The following is a 22,934-nucleotide window of genomic DNA, read 5'->3' on the forward strand; positions in this document are numbered from 1 at the left end:
ATTCATTTATTTGATCGCTAGATTTTTTTGATCTTTATCTACATGTGTTTATTCATGGATATTTTTACTGAATCGATTGATTCAGGTCATGATACAGTTTCCGATATTTTCTCGCCTATACTGACATTCGGCAAAAAAACGATCACAAGAGATGGTATTAAAAATTTTAAATTAAACTGTTGCAAAAGCGCTGTATACGTATACAAGCTTCTTCAAGTAATTCTTCTGATGTTGCATAAGAAATACGAAAAGCTGATCCAAGTCCAAAAGCAGATCCTTGGACGACAGCAACAGCTTCTGTTTCTAGAAGCGCTATGGCAAAGTCTTCATCATTCGTAATACATTGACCGTTGGGTGTTTTCTTTCCAATAAGTCCTGTGCAAGAAGGATAAACATAAAAAGCACCTTCGGGCGTTGGACAGTGAATGCCAGGAGCTTGGTTGAGCATGGAAACAACGAGATCACGGCGTTCTTGAAAAATACTTTTATTTTTAGCGATAAAGTCTTGTGGTCCATTGAGAGCTTCAACAGCAGCCCATTGTGAAATGACACTTGTTCCAGATGTTTGCTGACCTTGAATGGTATCCATAGCTTTAATTAATTCTTGTGGTCCGCCTGCATAGCCGATTCTCCACCCCGTCATCGCATAGGCTTTGGAAACACCATTCATTGTAAGTGTACGCTCATAAAGCGCTGGTTCTACTTGAGCTGGAGTAACAAAGGTAAAACCCTCATATGTGAGATGTTCATATATATCATCGGAAAGAATATAAACATGAGGATATTTTACTAAAACATCTGTGAGTTTTTTCAATTCATTATGTGTATAAGCGGCACCTGATGGATTTGAAGGAGAGTTAAAGATGAACCATTTGGTTTTGGGGGTAATGGCAGCTTCTAGCTCTTGTGGTTGGAGTTTATAAGAAAATTCGGCTTTTGTTTCTAAAAAGACAGGCGTACCATCGTTGAGTGCGACCATTTCTGGATAACTTACCCAATAAGGAGATGGAATGATGACTTCATCCCCTTTATTTAAAGTTGCCATCAATGCATTAAAGAGAATCTGTTTACCACCGGTTCCAACAATAATTTGCTCTGGTTCATAATTGAGATTATTTTCTCTTTTAAACTTTGCAGAAATTGCTTGGCGCAATTCTGGAATTCCAGATATGGGAGGGTATTTTGTTTCTCCTCTTCGAATAGCTTCAATGGCCGCGTTTTTGATGTTGTCTGGGGTATCAAAGTCTGGCTCTCCAGCGCTTAAAGCAATAACGTTGCGCCCTAATGTTCTTAAATGACGGGCTTTTTGGGAAGCAGCAATTGTTGCAGAAGGTTTGATACGAGACAGTTTGTCGGCAATAAAAGCCATAATTTTAAATCCTTATATTATATCAACAAATGGTTATTGCTTTAAGGATATTCTATAAGAGATTATATTGTATGCAATAAAAAACTTCCAAAATACTCTTACACGGGCTTTATATTCATCTTTTTTGAGATTTTTACAAGATAATCTCTTCGTAGATTTTATGAAAGTTTTTGAGGAAGTATAAGGGAGGTTTGATAAATTGTGCAAAGGAGATAAGCAGCCTTTTATGTTAACAAGATAAAATGATGCTTCATACAAAATAAAAAAAATCTTCGTCGTTACAGACGAAGATTTTTAAATAAAATATTGCAGAACTTAAACCTTAAAGAGCTGCAAGATTGCCAGCGGCAAATTTTCCTGAACGACGATCTTGAAGAACATCATAGGAAATTTTTTGCCCTTCATTAAGACTGTTTAGACCAGAACGCTCGACGGCAGAAATGTGTACAAATACATCTGCACTACCATCACTAGGCTGAATAAATCCGAAACCTTTTGTTGTATTAAACCACTTAACTGTTCCTGTAGACATAGGAAACTCCTTAGAATATATAATTATATTGAGTATTGAAGCTTTCATTCCTTCAATACGGTTGTAGATCGAAATTAGGTGGGAGAAGTTTCGTCAAAAGTGCAGATCGCACAGGAAAGAAAGTCACGTAACCGAAAATTCGATGAAACCTCTATAAAAGTCTTTAGAACAAAAAGCAAGTCTTAATCAAATTTTATATAAAGAAAAAATAAGAAAACAGTGTACATTTTGCTGAGTAGAGAAAATTCAACTGAAATAACTTTGTAGTGAACGTACTTCAAGGCGCCTTTTTTTGAGTACTTTGATCGCTTCTACGACGGCTTCGGCTCCAGCTATTGTTGTATAATAGGGAACATTTTGCATGAGTGCTGCATAACGTAATGATTTTGAGTCTGAGATGGCACTGGCAGTGCTAGTTGTATTAAAAATCAATTGAATTTGGCGATTACGAATAGCATCTTCAATATGGGGGTGTCCCTCTAGAACTTTGTTGATTTTTGTTGCTTCAACGTGGTGTTCTGTGAGAAATTTTTGTGTTCCACTTGTGGCGACAACAGAAAAGCCAAGCTCAGTTAAACGTTTTACAGGATTTAAGATGCGTTTTTTATCTTCATCTCTTACAGAAACGAACAAAGTTCCCTCTTTAGGGAGTTTTACACCAGCTCCAAGTTGGGCTTTAGCAAAAGCAAGCGAAAATTCATAGTCAAGTCCCATAACTTCACCGGTTGAACGCATTTCTGGACCAAGAAGTGTATCAACACCTGAAAAACGAGCAAAAGGAAACACTGCTTCCTTGACGGCAATATGTTGTTTTTTCTGCAAAGAAGGTAATCCACCATAAGCTTGAAGAGCATCATGAAGTGTTTCTCCTGCCATAATACGTGCAGCCATTTTAGCAATAGGGCGACCAATCGTTTTTGCAACAAATGGGACAGTACGTGAAGCACGGGGATTGACTTCTAAGACATAAATGGTATCACCTTTTATAGCATATTGTACATTCATTAAGCCGCGAACATGAAGTGCTTGTGCTAATGCTTTGGTTTGGCGCTCTAATTCAGTAACTATTTTATTTGAGAGCGTACGGACTGGTAAAGAACATGCTGAATCACCAGAGTGGATACCAGCTTCTTCAATGTGTTCCATAATACCAACAATCAGTGTTTCTTTGCCATCACATAGACAATCAACGTCTACTTCAATTGCTTCTGTTAAATAGGTATCAAAGAGAAGCGGATTTTTACCAAGCAATATATTGATTTGTCCTGTTGTGTCGTTAGGATAACGGACTTTGATATCTTCTGAAATTAATTCAGGGACACTCTCAAGTAAATAATTTTGTAAGCTACGTTCATCACGGATAATTTGCATAGCACGTCCTCCTAAAACATAAGAGGGACGTACAACCAATGGAAAGCCTAGTTCGTGGGCAATGAGGCGTGCTTGTTCGATGGAGTGAGCAATACCATTTTGAGGTTGTGTTAAGTTAAGTTTAAATAATAGTTTTTGAAAGCGATCTCTATCTTCTGCTAAGTCGATAGCGTCAGGTGAAGTACCCAAGATAGGAATGTTGTGTTTTTCTAGAGCGCTTGCCAATTTCAAGGGTGTTTGTCCGCCAAATTGAACGATGACTCCAACCAAATCTCCTTTTTCCTGTTCTGCTTCTAAAATAGCGATAACATCTTCTGTTGTTAAAGATTCAAAGTAAAGACGATCAGAGGTATCATAGTCGGTTGAAACTGTTTCAGGATTACAGTTAATCATAATCGCTTCAAAGCCTGCATCACGCAGTGCAAAAGCAGCGTGGCAGCAACAGTAATCAAATTCAATACCTTGCCCAATGCGGTTTGGTCCACCGCCTAAAATAGCAATTTTTTTGCGTTCAGAAACGTGTGCTTCCGAGTGCTCTACACCTGCAAAGGGAACTTCATATGTTGAATACATATAGGCTGTAGGAGAAGAAAATTCAGCGGCACAAGTGTCAATCCGTTTGAAGACGTGTTTAACATTCAGTGATTTGCGTAAAGCTGCGATATAATCGGGTTCTTTTCCAGTAAGGGAGGCTAATCGCGCATCTGAAAATCCCATAGCTTTTAACATACGTAAGTTATCTGAGTCTTGGGGTAATCCATGAACGCGGATACGCTGCTCCATTTCAATGATGGAGGCTATTTGTTCTAAAAACCATGGATCAATTTTGCTAATTTGGTGAATCTCATTTAAGGGTAAGCCTGTGCGCATGGCTTGAGCAATGTAGCGTAGACGATCAGGGCTTGGTATTGCAATGGCGGAGCGTATAGAACTTTTTTCATCACCTTCAGCATGCTCTGGAATAACAATTTCATCAAGACCCGTAAGTCCTGTTTCAAGTCCACGGAGTGCTTTTTGTAACGATTCTTGAAAAGTGCGTCCAATTGCCATGACTTCTCCTACAGATTTCATCGCAGTTGTGAGGACAGGTGATGAACCGGGAAATTTTTCGAAAGCAAAACGAGGAATTTTTGTTACAATATAGTCAATAGAAGGTTCAAATGATGCTGGTGTTGCACCACCCGTGATATCATTTTTTAATTCATCAAGAGTATAACCAACAGCCAGTTTGGCCGCTACTTTGGCAATGGGAAACCCCGTTGCTTTTGAGGCAAGCGCTGAAGAGCGAGAAACACGCGGATTCATTTCAATAACAATGAGGCGCCCATTTTCAGGATTGACAGCAAACTGTACATTGGATCCCCCCGTTTCAACACCAATTTCGCGCAAAACAGCAATGGAAGCATTACGCATACATTGATATTCTTTATCGGTTAAGGTGAGAGCAGGTGCTACAGTGATCGAATCACCGGTATGAATCCCCATTGGATCAATGTTTTCAATAGAACAAACAATGATACAGTTGTCGTTCTTATCACGAACAACTTCCATCTCATATTCTTTCCACCCTAAAACACTTTCTTCAATTAAAACTTCTGTTGTAGGCGAAGCTTCAAGACCGCGTTCGATAATTTCATAAAATTCAGAACGATTGTAAGCGATTCCACCACCGGTTCCACCAAGGGTAAATGAAGGACGAATAATAGCTGGAAGTCCAATAACATCAAGAGCTTGAACTGCTTTTGCTGTTGCATGGGCGATATAATGTTGTTTGCGATCAGTTTCGGTATGTCGCCAGTTGCGCTCAAGTTCTTCGAGTGCTTTGTCAAGTGCAGCACCAGAAAGTTTTGCTTTAAGTTCAGCACGCGTTTTTGCGTGCTGTCGGCGATTTTCTTCTTTTAGTTCTGTTGCATTGGCTAACATAGAGCGTGGCGTTTCCAAACCGATTTTTGCCATCGCTTGGCGGAATAAAGCACGATCTTCAGCTTTATCAATAGCATCAGCATTGGCCCCTATCATTTCAACATGATAGCGGTCTAAAATACCCATACGCTTTAATGATAAAGCAGTGTTGAGAGCTGTTTGTCCTCCCATAGTGGGCAAAAGGGCATCGGGACGTTCGTGGGCAATAATTTTGGCAACTATTTCAGGAGTAATGGGCTCTATATAAGTTGCATCAGCTAGATCTGGATCTGTCATGATCGTGGCAGGATTAGAGTTTACCAAAATAATTCGATAACCTTCTTCTTTTAATGCTTTACAGGCTTGAGTGCCTGAATAATCAAATTCACATGCCTGACCAATGATAATAGGTCCTGCTCCGATGATAAGAATAGATTTTATATCTGTGCGTTTGGGCATGGCTTTTTCCTATGACAAATATCTGTGCGCGATTGTTGCGGGTAAAATATTTCAGTTCTGAGGCTACAGTCATTTTATAAGTTAAGTGACAAAGAAAGTAAGCACTAAAATACCTTTTCCATGCTTTTTTTCATAAAATTAAAGATAAATTTCTTTTTTGAGCTGAGTCATCTCGTCAGTATATCAAAAGTATGATCTTTGATAAAAAATAATAATAGTGCTCCAACAAATTAGAATATTTAAGCATACTGTGGAGAATAAAAAGCCGGAACATCTTTCCAATCCATTGCCGGCATATTTTGTGTTTTATGACGTTGTTTGCCTAAAGAGGACGCGCGCTTTTTCTGTTGCTTGTAAAACATAAGCTATTATTTATGGTTCGATGAGATTTCGTAAAATGAAATGGGAAGTTTATCTTGTTAATCCGTAAAATACTACCGTTTAGAGCTCTAATATAAGGTATGAAAATTTACCACATTAAGGTGTTTTTTGTTAGAGTATATGATAGAATTCAGGGCAGGATTTGTTTGTAGAGAGCTTGTGAAATAAACCATATGAAATGGTCTCAGTTGGAATCTGTTAGATAAAAAGCAAGATTGTTGATAGATCTTTTCTGGTTGAAGTTTCCGTTTTAGGGTAGGAAGGAAGTCAATCGATGTATGTTTCCATTTCATAAAAGGGCGAGAGTGTATTTTAATACAATGGCTAAGGAGATAATTTCAGAATGATTTTGTTTGTTGTTAAAAGATAGTGAATACTCTCTCTTTACTTTATGGATGATGTTCAAAACTTTTTAAAATATTTAAAAATATAAAGAAGGCTAAAATGCTGAACATTTCCCAAACGAGAATATTCTGTTTGAAAGATGTATCAATAGGAAAGCTTTTGGTGGCTAGGTCTCAAAAAGGGATTTGTTATATAGCGTTAGGAGACACTATAGAGCAATTATTACAGGGGTTTACGATACGCTTTGGTGATGCACAACAAGTTGTAGGTGACAATACATTTAAGAGAGAAGTTGCCCATATTATAGCCATGATAGAAACACCTAAGTTGGTCAAAAAATATAATTTTCCCTTAGATATAAATGGTACAGTTTTTCAACGACAAGTATGGGCAGTATTATGTGATATACCATGTGGTGAAACAATTTCATATGAAGTCTTAGCGTGCCGTATTGGTATACCGAACGCTTTTCGTGCCGTTGCTAATGCGTGTGCACGTAACGAATTGGCTGTTATCATTCCTTGTCATCGTGTTGTGCGTAAAAATGGTTTTATTTCAGGGTATCGTTGGGGATCCAAACGGAAACAGATTTTGCTACAACGAGAACAAAATGGAGGAATTTAATTTTGTGTGATGGGCATTATAATCGTTACAGTTGTCCCTTTCATTTCTTTTGAGGTAATTTCAAGTTTTCCTTTGTGGAGTTCTAGCAAGGAGCGTGAAATGGCTAAGCCAAGACCTGAGCCCGTGTGAGATTTAGTAAGCTGATTTTCAACTTGTTCAAAAGGTTGCCCAAGTTTTTTAATTGCTGATTGGGGAATACCAACACCTGTATCTGTAATTTTAAAAATAAGGCTGTTTTTTTTCTTGAAAGCGCAAACATCAATATTTCCGCCAGAAGGCGTAAATTTAACGGCATTAGAGATGAGATTAAGGAAAATCTGTTTCATAGCACGACCATCAACTTCAGCATGAAGTTCTGGCGTAATGTTTGTTGTAACAACAATATTTTTTTCTTGAGCTTGAGGCGTTAATGTCCGTACTGCTTCACTAATGATGGGCTCAAGATCGGTATTTTTACAATCAAGCGTAAATCTTCCAGCTTCAATTTTTGACATATCAAGGATGTCATTGATAAGGGTTAGAAGATGGGTTCCTGAATTGTAAATATCATGCATATATTCCTTATAGCGTTGTGAACCAAGAGGGCCAAAAGTCGATTGTAACATGATATCTGAAAAGCCTAGAATAGCGTTAAGTGGAGTGCGCAATTCATGGGACATATTAGCCAAAAACTCTGATTTAGCTTTGTTAGCACTTTCAGCACGCTCTTTTTCTGCCTTGAGACTTTTATTAAGTTTTTCAACTTCTGAGGCACGTTGTTGAGCACTTCCTCGAGCACGTTTGAGTTCTTGAATGAAAGAAAAAAGACGCCTTTCACTGTCTTCAAATTTTTCCTGTTGTTGTTTAAGCTCAGAAATGTCAGTACCAATACAAACCAATCCTCCGTCTTGGGTTCGCCGTTCGTTAATTTTGAGCCAACAACCATCTGCCGTTTGGCGAATACTGGTTAAGTTACCAGTACCATCATCTTTAAGGGGATATTCACTGAGTGCAGGGCGTGCCATGGCTTCGACGGTTGCACGTTGGATACCTGATTGTAGAATTTGTTTAGGAATAGCGGCATATTCGCAAAATTTGCTGTTGGACATGACTAAACGTCCTTCAGCATCCCACAAGACGAAAGATTCTGAAATGTTTTCAATTGCATCACGGATACGAAGGTCGGCTTGCGCTGTTTGTTCAGCCAATTGTTGCTGTTCACTAATATCGAAGGAAATACCAACCAAATGGGGTTCTTCTTCTTCAGTAACTTCAGCACGAATACGCATCCAGACATAATGGCCATCGGCATGACGCATGGGAACGTTAATATCGATATGCTTTTTTTTACCACTCATTAATTCCTGAGCAAGATCAAAAAAATTCGCATCATTTGGATTGATAATGGCGCTAATTTGGGAAATTGAGAGCAATGCATCCTGAGGGATATAGCCGAGCATTTCGTACATTGCTCGTGACCAGTAGACGCGTCCACTTGCCATATTCCAATCCCATAGTCCACAGCGTCCACGCATCATTGCCATATCAATACGGTTTTGAATTTTTTCTGAAACAAGATCCGTTTTGCGTGCTCGTACAATTTGGTTGTAATAAGCATAAAGAAGAGCGAGGATAACGCCACTAGTTCCAATGAACAGAGTTATATTTAACGAGAGAATTTTCCGCCATTCCATGGCGCTATCTTGCATCTTTTCGCTAATGAATACGCCATATTGCCCATTTTCTGTTTGGTGAAATGAAGCAAGAGCAGGGGCATCTTTTCCTATTGTGATTTTCATAATTCCAATGTGCTGACCAAGAGATTGTAAAGCAATGCTGTCAGAGATAAAATCTTGCAAAGGTTTACCTAAAGCAATCTCTGAACTAGATGAAGCTAAGACATTTCCCTTTTGATCAATAATGGCGATCAGAGTGCTAGGATTAATAAGCTCTTGATTACGAAAAGTGGTGAGGATATTTTGTAAATGACTATGAGAAAGGGTAGAGACTTTTCCTTTCTGAGAAACAGCCAGTAAGTCATGATTAATTGTATTGGTAATATGAGAAGCTAAGAGAGTGATGGTAGAACGCGTGTTTTTATCAATCGTGTTACGCCAATCATAGAGTGATACAAAACGAATTGATGCAAGTACAATAAGAAATGCTACAATGACAAATGGAAGTGAGCGACGCAACCAAGGCTCAATAAAGAGAAGCTTTTGATAGGCAGAGCCAGAAAGCAGATGAATACGTTTTTTCTGCGCTTTATGACTTGGAGCGCTCGATTTTGAATCAGCATACACCTCCGTTGGCGCATGATATGCGTCCAATTTAGCCATTTCCAGTTCCTTTAATTATGGAATAATGTGATTTAAAAACTGCTTCGATATTCATAGTAACCCCATCGAGTGCAATGAATCAAAACAGGAGTCTTCTGTCCAGTCTTTTTTTTAAAAAAAATAATTTTACTTCTATGAATTTGGAATATGAAAAGGAAAAGGCACTTTAAACATGATCTATAAACAGGCTTAGATTGCCTGTTTATAGATTTAATGATGATCGAATAGTCTGTAGAATTTATTTAAAAAATATTATAGAATATTGATTTAAAATAATTTTTTCGTTTCAAGTGAGCAGACGGTTGATGATATCAGCGACATCACTTGATAACTTTGGTGCAGCAGCAATCATTTTTAATTCAGTTTCAAGTTTTTGTTGTCGAATGGGTTCTAATTGTCGCCAAGAGCGCATCGTTGTTAATAATCGTGAAGCGAGCTGTGGATTTTTTTTGTCAATTTCCAAAATAATTTGGCAAAGAAAATGATAAGACGCTCCATCCATCCTGTTAAAGCCCGTGAGATTGTTAGAGGCAAAGACACCGATTAGGGAACGCACACGATTGGGATTATCTTTTGAAAAGAGCGGGTGTTGCATGAGCTTTTGAACATTCTCGAGCGTTGATGCCCCTGCAACCATTGCTTGAATGGAGAACCATTTATCCATGACCAAAGGATCATGGTGATAGCGGTTTTCAAAATCATTTAAGGCATTTTGCGCCTGCTCACTTTCATTAAAACGCTTCACGAGAACAGCGATACTAGCCATACGGTCAGTCATATTATCAGCTGTTGCATATTGTGTGGCAGCACGATTTGGATTGGCCTCAGTAATGGAAAGATAATCCAGTATTATATTCTTTAATGCTCGCTTTCCAGCTTGTACAGTGTTTGGTGAATAGGGCTCTTTAGTTTGCATTTGCCCATAAAATTTTGTGAAGAGCCCTTGATGTGTATGCGCGAGCGAAGCTAAAAACTGATTGCGCACATGATGAATACGCTCTGGATCAATATTTTTACCAAGTGTGTGGGCAAGTTCAACTTCGCTCGGTAAACTTAAACAAAATGCACGAAACTCAGGTTCAAGACTTTCATCTGTAACGATAGCTTCAATCAATTTTATCAAAGCAGAGGGCATACCCTCTTTTGCTTTTGTTTCATCTTGAATGCTTTGAATCAAAGCTTGCGTCATTAAATGATTAAGAGATTGCCAGCGATTGATGTGATTGTCATCATGTTGTGCAAGAAAAATAAGTTCGCTTTCATTGAATGGAGTTTGTAGATTGATTGGTGCAGAGAAGTCTCTAAGCAGTGATAAAACAGGTTTTTCACGCAGACCCTTTAATGTAAACGTTTGGTTTTCCTTGGATAAAAGCATAACGTTTGATTGAATATCTGTATCCGCTTCATAGGTGAGGTTTTCTCCATTAGGTCCTAACAAGCCAAATAATATAGGGATAAGCATGGGCTTTTTTGTATTTTGTTGTGGGGTTGCCGGAATATGTTGCTTTGCATGAATTGTTAAAACACCATCGCTATAATGACTATCGATTTCTACATTTGGTGTTCCAGCTTGTTCATACCACAACATGAATTGGGAAAAGTCTTGACCAGATACTTCAGCAAAACAGGCGATAAAATCTTCAATTGTACAAGCTTGTCCATCATGACGTTGAAAATAAAGATCAGTACCTTTACGAAATAGAGAGGGTCCTAAAATAGTCCGTATCATGCGAACAACTTCGGCACCTTTTTCATAAACAGTTGTGGTGTAAAAATTATTAATTTGGCTATATTGACGAGGACGTACAGGATGCGCAAGAGGTCCTGCATCTTCTGCAAATTGCGTCGCTTTTAATGCTTTTACATTTTCAATTCGTTGTAGGCTGCGTACATTTTGATCTGATGAAAATTCCTGATCACGATAAACAGTGAATCCTTCTTTTAAACAGAGTTGAAACCAATCGCGACAGGTAATACGATTACCGCTCCAATTATGGAAATATTCATGTGCAATGACACGTTCAACATTTCTATAATCCTGATCGGTTGCTGTTTCAGGATCTGCCAGAACATATTTATCATTAAAAACGTTAAGTCCCTTGTTTTCCATTGCTCCCATGTTAAAGTCGGACACTGCAACAATATTGAAAATATCAAGATCATATTCGCGCCCAAAACATTGTTCATCCCAACGCATGGAACGTTTAAGAGCATCCATTGCATAGGTTGCGCGTTTGGTTTTTCCTTTTTCCACATAGATACCAAGCTCGATACGTCGTCCAGATACAGTTGTAAAATGATCTTCTAACTTATCAAGATCTCCACCTACTAAAGCAAAGAGATAGGATGGTTTGGGATAAGGATCTTCCCAAATGGCAAAATGGCGATTATTCTCTAAAGTTCCTGTTTCCACCAGATTACCATTTGAAAGCAAGATTGGGATTGTTTGGGAATATGCCTCAATTTTCACTCTATAGGTAGAAAGAACATCTGGGCGGTCGTAAAAATAAGTAATACGACGAAAACCTTCCGATTCGCATTGTGTGCAATAAACACCATTTGAAAGATAAAGGCCCATAAGTTGGCGGTTGCTTTCAGGATTCAGTTCCGTAACCAATTTCAATGTAAAAGGAGCTGCTGGTGGCGTTGTAATTTCTAAACGTGAAGGCGTCACTTTATAAGTGTTTGGGGCTAATGTCTCATCATTAATAGAAACGGAAATTAAAGTAAGATCATCACCAGAAAGAACAAGAGGTGTTAATTCTTTTGTATTGTGACGGGACTCAATAGACAATATGGCTGTAACATAGGTTTTTGTTGGTGCCAATTGGAAGGAAAGTTGTGTTTTAGGAATAACGTAAGGGGTTGGCTGGTAGTCTTCCAAACGATAAATAGGTGTTGTTGGCTGTTCCATAGTTTTTCCCATTCATATTTTAAGAGTTAAAGAAGGTTTTTAATTTTAGAGTCAAAGAAGATTAAAGAATTACAAAAGGCTATCGAGGCGATTTTTTACTTCTAAGAAGTCTATCCATGTAAGTTTTTTTTGACTAGGGGTTCGGAGAAGGTAGGCAGGGTGGAAAGTTGGCATAACAGGTATTTTTATATTATCCTCACTTTCATAAATATGCCATTTCCCTCGTGTTCGGATAATCCCATTTTGAGATCCCGTAAGAAGCTGTGCAGCAATGCCTCCCAGTGCTATAAGTACACGAGGACGCGCTAGATAAATGTGCCGTTCAATAAAAGGGCGGCACAAGGCGACTTCTCTTGGTGTTGGTGTACGATTTCCTGGTGGACGCCAAGGAATAGTGTTGGCAATGTAAACATTATTCCTTGTTAAGCCAATTGATGCGAGGATTTTATTAAGCAACATTCCTGCTTTTCCCACAAAAGGAATTCCTTGTATATCCTCTTCTCGTCCTGGTGCTTCGCCTATAAGCATCAGGGGGCTTCCTGCTGTTCCATCTGAAAAGCAGGTATTTTTTGCTGTCAATTTTAGTGAACAGCCATTAAATGCGAGGAGCGCAGATTTTAATTCATCAAGTGTTTTTGCATTGTTTGCACTCTCTATAGCTGTGGGTTCATTTTGTATAGCCCCCCTAGAGTTATGCAGCGGACGATGATCTGATTTTACGGTGGGAGATGTTTTGGGAGATGTTTGTTGATTATGAGAAATGTTCACGACAGATATTAATTTGCTCTCTGAACAAGCAGACTGCTTAAAACGATTAATAGGGAAATCTGTCAGAACAGCATCCGCACCACTTTCTTTATAAAAGTTTAAGAGTTCTTCATAGGAAATTGAGCACGGCGTTTGATTTAACATTTTATTTTTTCTAATGATCTAGCAACTATAGATCAAACAAAATTATCCTTCAAGTTTTATAAATGTATTCGCTAGCCATTAATGTACAAGAACGCTGATAGGATTCTCTCTTTTCACAAAAAAGGCAAATCGTAAAATGCGAGTGTTCGCGATTATATACATCTTTAAATGTACAATTTGTTTAAATTACGCTATTTTAAATTTTTAAACAGACTAAGTTCTTTATAATAAAAGAATTCTCTACTGAATGCAAGTGGTATGATAACATTTTTGATCATTATATTCTATATTTAATAATTAATGAAAGTTACTTTTATAGTATTTTATTTATAAAATTAATTATAATTTTTTTATTATTATATTATTTTTAATAATTTTTATTAAAAATATTAAATATATTAATGAGATATATAAATATTACTTTTATATGAAAAAATACTAAGACTTTACAAACTGTTTTTACAATGGTTTAAAAGTAATGTGTGGGTATATGCTTTTGCTTTTTTTACCGCTTCAGTCATAGATTCATTTAACGCCAAATGCGCAGCAATAGCGCTTGAGAGAATGCAACCTGTTCCTCGCATTGTTCCTTTTAAACGTGGCGTAGAAATATTTATGACTTCAGTTTTGTCAAAGAAGCTATCAATTGCAAGAGGACCCTCTGCATGTCCCCCTTTTACTAAAATAGATTGAGCTCCCAATGACAAAAGTTTTTTTGCTTGTTGTATTGCTTGCTCATCATAAGATGCCAATGGACTTTGGCTAAGAAGAGCAAGTTCTTCTCTATTCGGTGTTAAAAGAGTAACATGAGAAAGCAGTTTATCGATCATCGTGTCGATGATTGTTTCCGTTGTTAGTTTTCCTCCTGATGAAGCGACAAGTACGGGGTCCAAAATAACTGGGATATGGGGATAGTCTTTGAGTACGTTACAGATTGCTTCTATAATTGCTTTTGTCCCCATCATACCGATTTTTATTGCGCTTATTGGATTTGCTTCTAGGGCAGCACGCATTTGCGCAGCGACGAGGTCTTCACGCATTGGAATGATTTCGGCAACGCGATTATCATCTTGTACGTTAACACAAGTGATTGCTAAATTTGCTTTTATTTGAAAATGTGCAGCGGTTTCTATATCACGAACAATACCGGCACCTCCTGTTGGATCTGTGCCTGCAACAATAAGAATGGAAGGTATCAACGCCATATTTGTGTCACTTTTATCCACTGTTGGACACGCTCTTCAGGTTTTTTATGGAGGATAATATCAGTCACAACAGCAGCACTATTTGCTCCCGCTTTTAAAACACCAACTGCGCGTTCTGGTGTTAAACCACCAATGCCCACCAAAGGTAAAGCACCAATCCGCTTTCTCCATTGTTTGATTTTTTCTAGTCCTTGCGGCATCCATTTCATTTTTTTTAAGATTGTCGGATAAATAGGACCAAGTGCAATATATTCAGGATTAACAGAGAGTGCGATATCCAATTCATGTTCATCGTGTGTACTAAGACCAACTTTTATACCACTTTTACGAATTGCGTGAAGATCAGCATTGCTTAGATCTTCTTGTCCCAGATGAATAAAATTGCACTTTTCATCAATTGCTATTTCCCAATGATCATTAATAATTAATTGTGCTCCCAATTTATTGCATATGTTTTTTGCGCGCTTGATATGTTGACGGATTATTTGTTGATTTTCATGTTTCATACGCAATTGTACGAGCTTGATGCCAAGAGGGAGCAAACGTTCAACCCAATCAGCGTTATCAACGATGAGGTAAAATGGATCCAGTTTCATGAAAATACTGCTTTTCCAATGACTGGCGTTGAAGGGACTGCCACATTGCGTGCTTCGATCATGCCAGCTTTATATCCCATACGTCCTGCTTGAACAGCTTTAGAAAATGCTTCAGCCATTAAGACAGGATCACCTGCTTTAGCAACTGCGGTATTAAGCAGTACTGCATCGTAACCGAGTTCCATCGCAATGGCGGCATGTGATGGGCGTCCAATGCCGGCATCAACAACAAGAGTAGCGTCAGGAAGGTAAGCACGGATAGAACGCAATCCATCAGTATTATGAGGTCCTTTGGCAGAACCAATAGGAGCACACCAAGGCATAATAACACGGCAACCAATGTCAAAAAGTTTTTCAGCAACAATGAGATCATCCGTTGTGTAAGCAAAAATTTTGAAACCTTCATTGTTTAAAATTTGAGCTGCTTCGATTAAGGAAAAAATATTTGGCTGTAAGGTATCTGAATTACCGATAATTTCGAGTTTAATCCAAGCTGTTTTAAAAAGATCTCTTGCTAATTGGGCTGTGGTTACGGCCTCTTTAACAGTATAACAACCAGCAGTATTAGGAAGCACTTTTACCCCAAGTCCTTGAAGAAATTGCCAAAATTGTCCACCTTGTTTTCCACCTGCAGTTTCACGGCGCAAGGAAACAGTTACAATTTCCGTATTCGATTTATGAATAGCATCACGAAGGATTGCTGGTGAAGGATATTGCGCTGTACCTAATAGAAGACGGGAAGAGAATTGTCGTCCATAAAGATTCAGCATAATTTTAGCCTCCTTGCATTGGGCTTAAAATTTCAATTTTATCTCCTTCATGCAAGACAAATTGGCTTCGTGCATCTATGGGAACAACTTCAGCGTTAACAGCAGTTGCAAGCCAATTTCCTTCATACCCCAATTCTTCAAGCAAGAGACCGAGAGTCATAACTTCTGTTTGGACTGTTTCACCATTAACAAATATTTGCATGCTTTATTCCAATGCCAATTCCATTGCTCGTTTTGCCATTTCTGGAGACAACAGAAAACCATGTCTATAAAATCCATTAATAGAAATAAAGTTACCATCTTTATGCACAGAAGGGAAGTTATTAGGATAACATGGACGAACACCAACGCCAGATTCAATAATTTCTGCTTCAGCAAAAGCAGGATGTAAAGTATAAGCCGCGTTGAGCAGTTCCATCATTGATCTCACTGAGATTGCACCATCAAAGTCACTTTCAATCATCGTTGCACCAATCATAAAAATATTATCTTGTCGAGGTACAATGTAGAGAGGAAACCGTGGATGAAGAAGACGAATTGGACGCGAAATTTTAATATCGGTGCAGCGCACGAGAAGCATTTCGCCGCGTACGCCCCGTATATTTTTATCTTTTCCTAAACGTGCTATTCCTGTCGCATCAATAACAATATCAAAATTTGTTTCAGCCGTCTCTACATCAACAAAACACGCTCCATTGTTGAGAAGCTTTTCTTTTAAAGCCATAAGTGCTTTGCGAGGATCAATATGGGCTTCATTTTCATAAAAGAGTGCACAGTTAAAACGTTCCGCAAGATCTGGTTCAAGATGAGCTATCTCTATATTATCTATGGTTTTGTGATTATGCGTGCGTCCAGAAAACCGTTCAAGCTCTCCTCTATCTCGTGTAGGTGCAACCACTAAAGTGCCTTTTTGTATGACAAGGTTGGGAAGCGTTTTACGCCACCACTGTATAGCTTGTATACCAAGATCTTCAACAATCTGTTCCGCATTTTCTCTCTCACAGTAAGGTGCGAGCATTCCTCCTGCATACCAACTAGCACTTCCTATAGGAGAATGAGGGGGAGCCGATATAGTAACAGAAACACCTTTTTGCTGTAATATAAAGGCAACCGTTAAGCCGCCTACACCTGCACCTTTGATAAGAATGTTCTTCAACTGTTTACTTTCTTTTTTTGAGGAGAAATGATTTCCATATAAAGATCACCATTTTTTTGATATTTTTCGGCCATGGCGATCATACCTTCCCCTTTTGTTTTTCTTATTGCTGCTGCCTCACGAATATCATGAGAAATACGCATAGAACAGAATTTTGGTCCACACATGGAACAAAAATGTACCAATTTATGGGCTTCTTTAGGCATTGTTTCATCATGAAAGGCACAGGCTGTTTCCGGATCAAGAGAAAGGTTGAATTGATCATGCCATCTAAAATCAAATCGTGCACGCGAAAGAGCATTATCGCGCAATTGTGCTCTAGGCAAACCTTTGGCAAGGTCAGCGGCATGAGCAGCAATTTTATAAGTGATCACACCAGTTTTTACGTCATTTCTATCGGGGAGTCCTAGGTGTTCTTTAGGTGTTACATAACACAACATAGCTGTTCCAAACCATCCAATCATAGCGGCACCAATTGCTGATGTAATATGATCATAACCAGGAGCAATGTCGGTTGTAAGAGGTCCCAAAGTATAAAAAGGCGCCTCATGACAGAGATCTAATTGTTGCTCCATATTTTCTTTAATTTTGTGCATTGGGACATGCCCAGGACCTTCAATCATAACCTGTACATCTTTTTTCCAAGCAATTTTTGTCAATTCTCCCAAAGTTTTAAGCTCTGCAAATTGGGCTTCATCATTGGCATCGGCAATAGAGCCAGGGCGCAATCCATCCCCCAAGGAAAGAGAGATGTCATACGTGCGTGCAATATCACAAATTTCATCAAAATGTTCATAAAGAAAACTTTCTTTGTGATGCTGCAAGCACCATTTTGCCATAATAGAACCACCTCGTGAAACAATACCTGTTACCCGATCAACGGTCAAAGGGATAAAAGGTAATCTTAATCCCGCATGAATGGTAAAATAATCAACACCTTGCTCTGCTTGCTCAATAAGAGTATCACGGAAAATATCCCATGTTAGGTTTTCGGCAATACCCTGTACTTTTTCGAGTGCTTGATAAAGTGGAACAGTTCCAATAGGAACAGGGGCATTTCGAATAATCCACTCACGAATATTATGAATATTTCGACCTGTTGAGAGATCCATAACTGTATCTGCTCCCCAGCGAATGGCCCAAACCATTTTATCAACTTCTTCTTCCATAGATGAAGTCACTGCTGAATTGCCAATATTAGCATTAATTTTAACACGAAAATTACGCCCAATAATCATGGGTTCGCACTCTGGATGATTAATGTTTTGTGGAATAATGGCGCGTCCACAAGCAATTTCATTGCGAACAAATTCGGCAGTATAAATTTCTGGTATTGATCCAGCAAATGTTTCATTTGATGGTACATTTTGCTGTTCTTTTACTGCTAATCCTTCATTTTCTCGTATAGCCACATATTCCATTTCTTCGGTAATAATGCCTGCGCGCGCGTAAGCCATTTGTGTAATTGCTTTGCCATTTTTTGCTCGTAAAATGGGACGTTTTTGTTTAAAGGTTGGTGTAAGGTTTTTATCAGAAGCCAATCCATTATCTTCAGGTTTAACTAATCGTGCAGGATAAGTTTCAGTATCATCCCGCTTAGAGAGCCAAGGCAAGCTAATTGCTGGCAAGCCTTTTGTAATATCAATGATCATATCTTTATCTGTGTAGGGGCCAGAAGTATCGTAAACTTTTAAAGGTTTCTCACCACTGCCATCAGTCAGTGAAATTTCACGCAATGGTACGCGCACATCAGAAAAGATAGGACTTTGTTGATAAATTTTGCGTGAAGCGGGAAAGGGGTTACAACTGATTGATGGAGTATTTTTCTGCACAAACTTTTTCCTTATAGATACAGAGTTCAAAAATAGGTTGCGATGTTAATGGAGATATATTCAAATTATCAATTACGAGCATTCGGATGAATAGAAATAGTATTTGCTTTATAGCAAAGCAAACCGAATAAAGCTCAAGAAAATTTATTTTGAAAAATTGATACAATATCTATTCTAATATTTGCATGCCTCCTCCCATTTAAAGTATTTTTTTAATACGAATATGGTTGGCTTAAATATCTATATTGTCAATCATAAAAATATATTTAAATGATTTTGGTGTGTTTTTTAAGAGTGAAAATAGATATTATGAAGTGATAAACTATGATACTGAAGCTTTTATAAACAAGAATAAAGTTAAAAACGGATTATCAAGGAAAAATTAGATAGTTTATAGCTCTGATCGAGATTTTTTTCATATTAAAATAATAACTCAGAATACCATAAGATTCTTTCATCATACATCTTTTCATATAAAATCACTTCTTGCACGTCATCAGTGGGAGCATATGGGGCAAAATACTTGAAGAAAGGAAGCGAAAAGTCATACATGAACATTCTCAGATGCGAGGACGATCGCAATGTGGCGACCAACAAAATTGTATAATGGGTTCCAGCTTGTATCTTCAAAAGCTTAAAGATGATGATCTGTAATGGCTTTCTATTGTATCATTGACGTGTGCTATCGTAAAATGAACAGAGTATATTTTGAGCAATATTTCTTTAAAAAGTGCGTGATATGCAATATCATTATATTTTGTGTGGGGCATTCTATTTTTCATGAGGAGATATTCCCATTAAGAATGCGATAAACAAAAATGTGAAACAATACTTAATCTTTATTATTAAAAAATGATGATGAAAATGAACAAAGGCTTTTCATCTTGAAATTTCATCAACACTTTTAAAGAGTTGGAAGAGAGAAAGCAAAAGGATGTATCTCAGTATAAAGTACTACTTAAATTCATTTTCTGAGACATAAAGCTCTTTGTTTTCAAGGTAAAGGTACTCAAGAGTCATGTGATATCGTGCAGTAATATTACAGATAAGAAATCACTCATTATATACAAAAAGATATACAAAAAGCTTTCTAATTATAATGAAGTGCTCTTATTTATTATAATACAACAAGAAAAAAATTGAGTAAATTCGCCTCAAAAAAATTTTTAAACACTAAAATAGGGAATAAATAAAACAAACGCAAACAAAGAATTATTATAATAATGATTATCAAAGCCAAAAACCAATTTTGGAATAAGTAAGGAATTATGAGGAAGAGTAACCAAATTCCCACTAATATTGCTATTATTAGCAATGTTACAATTGGTAGCCATATAAAATCTGCAGCTATACAGGAAAAGATGATTGGTATACCCCAGAGATAGACAAATGTGTTAACAAGAGACTCATAGATAAATTCGTTAGTGAATTCTTTATCTAAACTATCATAGCATTCTATAATTGCTTTGCATTGTTCCACTAATATCATAAAACTCGTTATGAACACTATGAAAGATATAAAAAATAGCTTATCTTTTAGATCTTGTTAAAAAAATCATTTTTAAGTAGTTCAATTATACTAAATAATGAGGTAAACGCTGGAAAGAATAGAGAAGAGCACCAATAATTGCAAGATGTTGTTGAGAATGATTTATTATTCTTGCAAAAAAAATATACATATAATAACATATATAGAAATATGCTAAATGCGGGAGGGGAGAATTTGGTTACGGGGCATTAAAAAAACAAGGGTATTGTTCATAAAAATTGGGGGAGGGTGCTAGGTTATGTTTTTTAATGTTTTCCGGATCGGATACAACCTTCAGATGTGGTGAAGGTGTGTGGTATTTCATTTCCAGTTCAATGAAAGTGTGAGGAAATGGCCATATTGAGTATATTCTCTATGGTGCATTTAGATTGAACAAAAGCCTGTTCAAAAAAACATTGGTGCTGACCTTGTAACACAATTTCAGGAATAAATTGAATAAAATAGAACAAAGCATTTGCATGTGAATAAAAACATAATGAAGCATGCAAAGAATTTAAAGCTAACTTTAAAATTTTAATACAAGTGATAGCCAAAAGATAGAGTTTCCTTGTTTTAAAATATCAACGAGATAGATTTAAACTATTGAAAAAAATAAAAAAGATAATGCTTAAGTCAGAAACTTTCTATGTGGATGATAAGTTATTACATTCGATAATGGTTATATGAAATCCATAATAAGGAAAATTTTGAACAGTATTTATAAATTTTGCAACAAGATGCAAGATTTGAGAAATATTTATATAACAACAGCAAAGCAACAAAACAAGATATTAAGTAACATCAGATGAGGTGGTTACATCACACATTAGAAGAGAAAACATTAATACTAATGTTATGAAAAGCATCTGGTGAATTTAGGTTATTAAATTATAAGGAGTGAAGAGAGGTAAAATGCGTAAATACGGATGGTGCAGTGATTATGATGTACCAATCAACAGTGGCAGCACATTTTAGTGCACAGAACGAGAATTTGTTAGAAAAACTATGAAAATAATGGGGGATTTATAATGTCTAATATTTACAATTGGTCTCTAAAGGCTGATGAAAATGCTTATTCAGATAGTATCATTAATTGGGCAGAAGGTCAGCCGCCTAGTTCTGTTAATGATAGTGCACGGGCGATGATGCAGCGCGTGCGTGAATATCTTGCAGATAATGGTGGATCTATTAATTCAAGCTTTACAGTAAATGTGGAAGATAAAACAACATTAATTACCTTAAAGACAGTTTCGCCTATAAAAAAATACAACAATGATATCATCATACGTTTTAAAGCTTGTGGTGTAAATATTGGCTCGACAAAAATAACTGTTAATAATATAGGAGAAAAGCTTATCTATAAAGCAACTGATGCGGGGGTTATACCATTAGAAGGTGGAGAATTTCAAACAGATGGCATTTATGAAATGGTATACAATAATGGTGTTTTAATAAAAGAGCATGAGGGGTGGTATTTATTAAATCCTACACCACCAAAGATAGAAAGTTTTCCCTCTGGATTTATTGCAACATTTGCTATGCAAAATGTGCCAAATGGTTGGCTTTTGTGTGATGGTAAGGCCTATAAGCGTGAAGATTATCCGCAGTTATTCAACGCAATAGGTGATAAATGGGGAAAAGACAGCAATAAAACTTTTAAAGTTCCTGATTTTAGAGGCATGTTTTTACGCGGCTTTGATAATGGTCGGGGGTTAGATGGTGGTAGAAAATTTGCAGATGAACAACAAGATAGCATAAAGTCGCATACGCATATTGGGAGTATTGAAAATGCAGGCGAGCATGCGCATAATTTTGAGTATAAAGGAGTTGGATGGCCAGTTGGTGATATTGGGAGACTACCGAACCATTATACCTATAATGCGACCCTGAAGGGGAGAACAGGTTCTGCTGGCGCACATACACACAAGGTAACTCTTTCCCATACGGGTGAGGCAGAAACGCGTCCTGTTAATGCAACCGTTGTCTATGCTATAAAATCATGAGTATGTTTGAGTAATAATAATCTATACACCCTGATAATTTTTGTTAACGCGGAGCAATTCCGCGTTATTTTCATATGCATATGAAGAGGAAGTCTATACTGTTAATAGGATACTTGAGAGAATCAAAAAAACAATTTAAAAATGATTGAAAGAAAGAGTTAAGGATATAATTTATTATAAGAAAAAGAAAATCATAACTTTTTTATAATTGTATGATAACATAGGGAAAATGTATTAAATCATTTAAACTGTGCCATGAAGAGATCTGGAGATATATTTGTTCATAAGGTGTTTTGATAGGGGATAAGGTGATAAAATTATTCAACCTGAGGCATAAAAAGTACAATATTTTTAACGTTTTTTGTGTAAAAATAGCATACCCCTGTATGAGTTAATTTATCTCATAAAGATATCTCTCATCTTGTTGTCCATTTCATTTCTTTGCATTGCTATGGTGTAGGCTTTATCTGTAAATGATAGTATTCCTTGAGTGGAATCATCGTTATGCTTGTGAAGCAGCAGACAAATGCTATCTCTCTCCTCATTCCTATATTCCGCATTGTTTTTGTATTAGGGGGCTTACAAGAAGCGTTATTGATTTTATTTTAAAGTTTTTATTCAATAGTTTAATTCTTTGTGATATGCCAATAAACGATTTTTTAAATAGAGAGAGAAAAGTAAAAAATATCATTATAAATCAATATTTATTTATACAAA

14 protein-coding genes are annotated in these 22,934 nt (G+C 37.1%); 2 read left to right on the forward strand and 12 right to left on the reverse strand.

Annotated features, from left to right (window positions below; genetic code table 11):
- Nucleotides 1–166 precede the first annotated feature (166 nt).
- From ACFIJK_RS00840 to carB, 3 genes are all read right to left on the reverse strand, one after another.
- Nucleotides 167–1,369 carry a pyridoxal phosphate-dependent aminotransferase gene (locus ACFIJK_RS00840; protein ID WP_375625813.1) on the reverse strand — a complete coding sequence of 401 codons (1,203 nt, stop codon included), beginning with the start codon at nt 1,367–1,369 and terminating at the stop codon, nt 167–169.
- Nucleotides 1,370–1,691: 322 nt separating this feature from the next.
- Nucleotides 1,692–1,901 (reverse strand): cold-shock protein, encoded by a 210-nt coding sequence (locus ACFIJK_RS00845; RefSeq protein ID WP_012754908.1) that lies wholly within the window; start codon nt 1,899–1,901, stop codon nt 1,692–1,694.
- A gap of 246 nt (nt 1,902–2,147) precedes the next feature.
- Nucleotides 2,148–5,633, reverse strand: coding sequence for a carbamoyl-phosphate synthase large subunit (gene carB, locus ACFIJK_RS00850; protein ID WP_375625815.1), 3,486 nt, complete (start codon nt 5,631–5,633; stop codon nt 2,148–2,150).
- Between the two features lie 825 nt (nt 5,634–6,458).
- On the opposite strand from carB, the gene ACFIJK_RS00855 reads away from it, so the two are divergent.
- Nucleotides 6,459–6,983, forward strand: coding sequence for a methylated-DNA--[protein]-cysteine S-methyltransferase (locus ACFIJK_RS00855; RefSeq protein WP_375625817.1), 525 nt, complete (start codon nt 6,459–6,461; stop codon nt 6,981–6,983).
- On the opposite strand, the gene ACFIJK_RS00860 is transcribed toward ACFIJK_RS00855, so the two are convergent.
- The 9 genes from ACFIJK_RS00860 to thiC all read right to left on the reverse strand — a co-directional run bounded on the left by ACFIJK_RS00860 (nt 6,980) and on the right by thiC (nt 18,686).
- Nucleotides 6,980–9,301, reverse strand: a complete 2,322-nt coding sequence (locus ACFIJK_RS00860; protein ID WP_375625819.1) for an ATP-binding protein — start codon at nt 9,299–9,301, stop codon at nt 6,980–6,982. The two genes, ACFIJK_RS00855 and ACFIJK_RS00860, sit on opposite strands and share 4 nt — an antisense overlap.
- A gap of 286 nt (nt 9,302–9,587) precedes the next feature.
- Nucleotides 9,588–12,215, reverse strand: a complete 2,628-nt coding sequence (gene pepN, locus ACFIJK_RS00865; RefSeq protein ID WP_375625821.1) for an aminopeptidase N — start codon at nt 12,213–12,215, stop codon at nt 9,588–9,590.
- A 69-nt stretch (nt 12,216–12,284) separates the two neighbouring features.
- Nucleotides 12,285–13,127: a uracil-DNA glycosylase family protein gene (locus tag ACFIJK_RS00870; RefSeq protein WP_273788417.1), complete on the reverse strand. Its 843-nt coding sequence runs from the start codon at nt 13,125–13,127 to the stop codon at nt 12,285–12,287.
- Between the two features lie 446 nt (nt 13,128–13,573).
- On the reverse strand, nt 13,574–14,332 hold the full coding sequence (locus tag ACFIJK_RS00875) for a hydroxymethylpyrimidine/phosphomethylpyrimidine kinase (RefSeq protein ID WP_375625187.1): 759 nt from the start codon (nt 14,330–14,332) through the stop codon (nt 13,574–13,576).
- The gene (locus ACFIJK_RS00880; protein ID WP_375625055.1) at nt 14,323–14,928 is read right to left on the reverse strand and encodes a thiamine phosphate synthase; all 606 of its coding nucleotides are present in this window, start codon (nt 14,926–14,928) and stop codon (nt 14,323–14,325) included. Before ACFIJK_RS00880 ends, ACFIJK_RS00875 begins: the two co-directional genes overlap by 10 nt.
- Nucleotides 14,925–15,698: a thiazole synthase gene (locus ACFIJK_RS00885; RefSeq protein WP_375625824.1), complete on the reverse strand. Its 774-nt coding sequence runs from the start codon at nt 15,696–15,698 to the stop codon at nt 14,925–14,927. The genes ACFIJK_RS00880 and ACFIJK_RS00885 overlap by 4 nt, the downstream gene beginning before the upstream one ends.
- 4 nt (nt 15,699–15,702) lie before the next feature.
- Nucleotides 15,703–15,900, reverse strand: a complete 198-nt coding sequence (thiS, locus tag ACFIJK_RS00890; RefSeq protein WP_273791115.1) for a sulfur carrier protein ThiS — start codon at nt 15,898–15,900, stop codon at nt 15,703–15,705.
- A 3-nt stretch (nt 15,901–15,903) separates the two neighbouring features.
- Nucleotides 15,904–16,854, reverse strand: coding sequence for an FAD-dependent oxidoreductase (locus ACFIJK_RS00895; RefSeq protein WP_375625826.1), 951 nt, complete (start codon nt 16,852–16,854; stop codon nt 15,904–15,906).
- The gene (gene thiC, locus ACFIJK_RS00900; RefSeq protein WP_375625828.1) at nt 16,851–18,686 is read right to left on the reverse strand and encodes a phosphomethylpyrimidine synthase ThiC; all 1,836 of its coding nucleotides are present in this window, start codon (nt 18,684–18,686) and stop codon (nt 16,851–16,853) included. The genes ACFIJK_RS00895 and thiC overlap by 4 nt, the downstream gene beginning before the upstream one ends.
- Nucleotides 18,687–21,242: 2,556 nt before the next feature.
- Between thiC and ACFIJK_RS00905 the strand changes: the two genes are divergently transcribed.
- Entirely contained in the window at nt 21,243–22,217 is a 975-nt protein-coding gene (locus ACFIJK_RS00905; RefSeq protein ID WP_375625830.1) for a tail fiber protein, read from the forward strand.
- The last annotated feature ends 717 nt before the right edge of the window (nt 22,218–22,934 follow it).

Origin of the sequence: Bartonella sp. PS17NMGDW (assembly GCF_042193555.1) — a bacterium.
In the GTDB taxonomy this organism is placed as follows: domain Bacteria; phylum Pseudomonadota; class Alphaproteobacteria; order Rhizobiales; family Rhizobiaceae; genus Bartonella; species Bartonella grahamii.

Bases quoted from the DNA above. Each gene is read 5' to 3' on its own strand.
- ACFIJK_RS00855 (WP_375625817.1), top strand. From the start codon at position 6,459: ATGCTGAACATTTCCCAAACGAGAATATTCTGTTTGAAAGATGTATCA.
- ACFIJK_RS00870 (WP_273788417.1), bottom strand. From the start codon at position 13,127: ATGTTAAATCAAACGCCGTGCTCAATTTCCTATGAAGAACTCTTAAAC.
- pepN (WP_375625821.1), bottom strand. From the start codon at position 12,215: ATGGAACAGCCAACAACACCTATTTATCGTTTGGAAGACTACCAGCCA.
- ACFIJK_RS00840 (WP_375625813.1), bottom strand. From the start codon at position 1,369: ATGGCTTTTATTGCCGACAAACTGTCTCGTATCAAACCTTCTGCAACA.
- ACFIJK_RS00860 (WP_375625819.1), bottom strand. From the start codon at position 9,301: ATGGCTAAATTGGACGCATATCATGCGCCAACGGAGGTGTATGCTGAT.
- ACFIJK_RS00880 (WP_375625055.1), bottom strand. From the start codon at position 14,928: ATGAAACTGGATCCATTTTACCTCATCGTTGATAACGCTGATTGGGTT.
- thiS (WP_273791115.1), bottom strand. From the start codon at position 15,900: ATGCAAATATTTGTTAATGGTGAAACAGTCCAAACAGAAGTTATGACT.
- ACFIJK_RS00905 (WP_375625830.1), top strand. From the start codon at position 21,243: ATGTCTAATATTTACAATTGGTCTCTAAAGGCTGATGAAAATGCTTAT.
- ACFIJK_RS00885 (WP_375625824.1), bottom strand. From the start codon at position 15,698: ATGCTGAATCTTTATGGACGACAATTCTCTTCCCGTCTTCTATTAGGT.
- ACFIJK_RS00845 (WP_012754908.1), bottom strand. From the start codon at position 1,901: ATGTCTACAGGAACAGTTAAGTGGTTTAATACAACAAAAGGTTTCGGA.
- ACFIJK_RS00875 (WP_375625187.1), bottom strand. From the start codon at position 14,332: ATGGCGTTGATACCTTCCATTCTTATTGTTGCAGGCACAGATCCAACA.
- carB (WP_375625815.1), bottom strand. From the start codon at position 5,633: ATGCCCAAACGCACAGATATAAAATCTATTCTTATCATCGGAGCAGGA.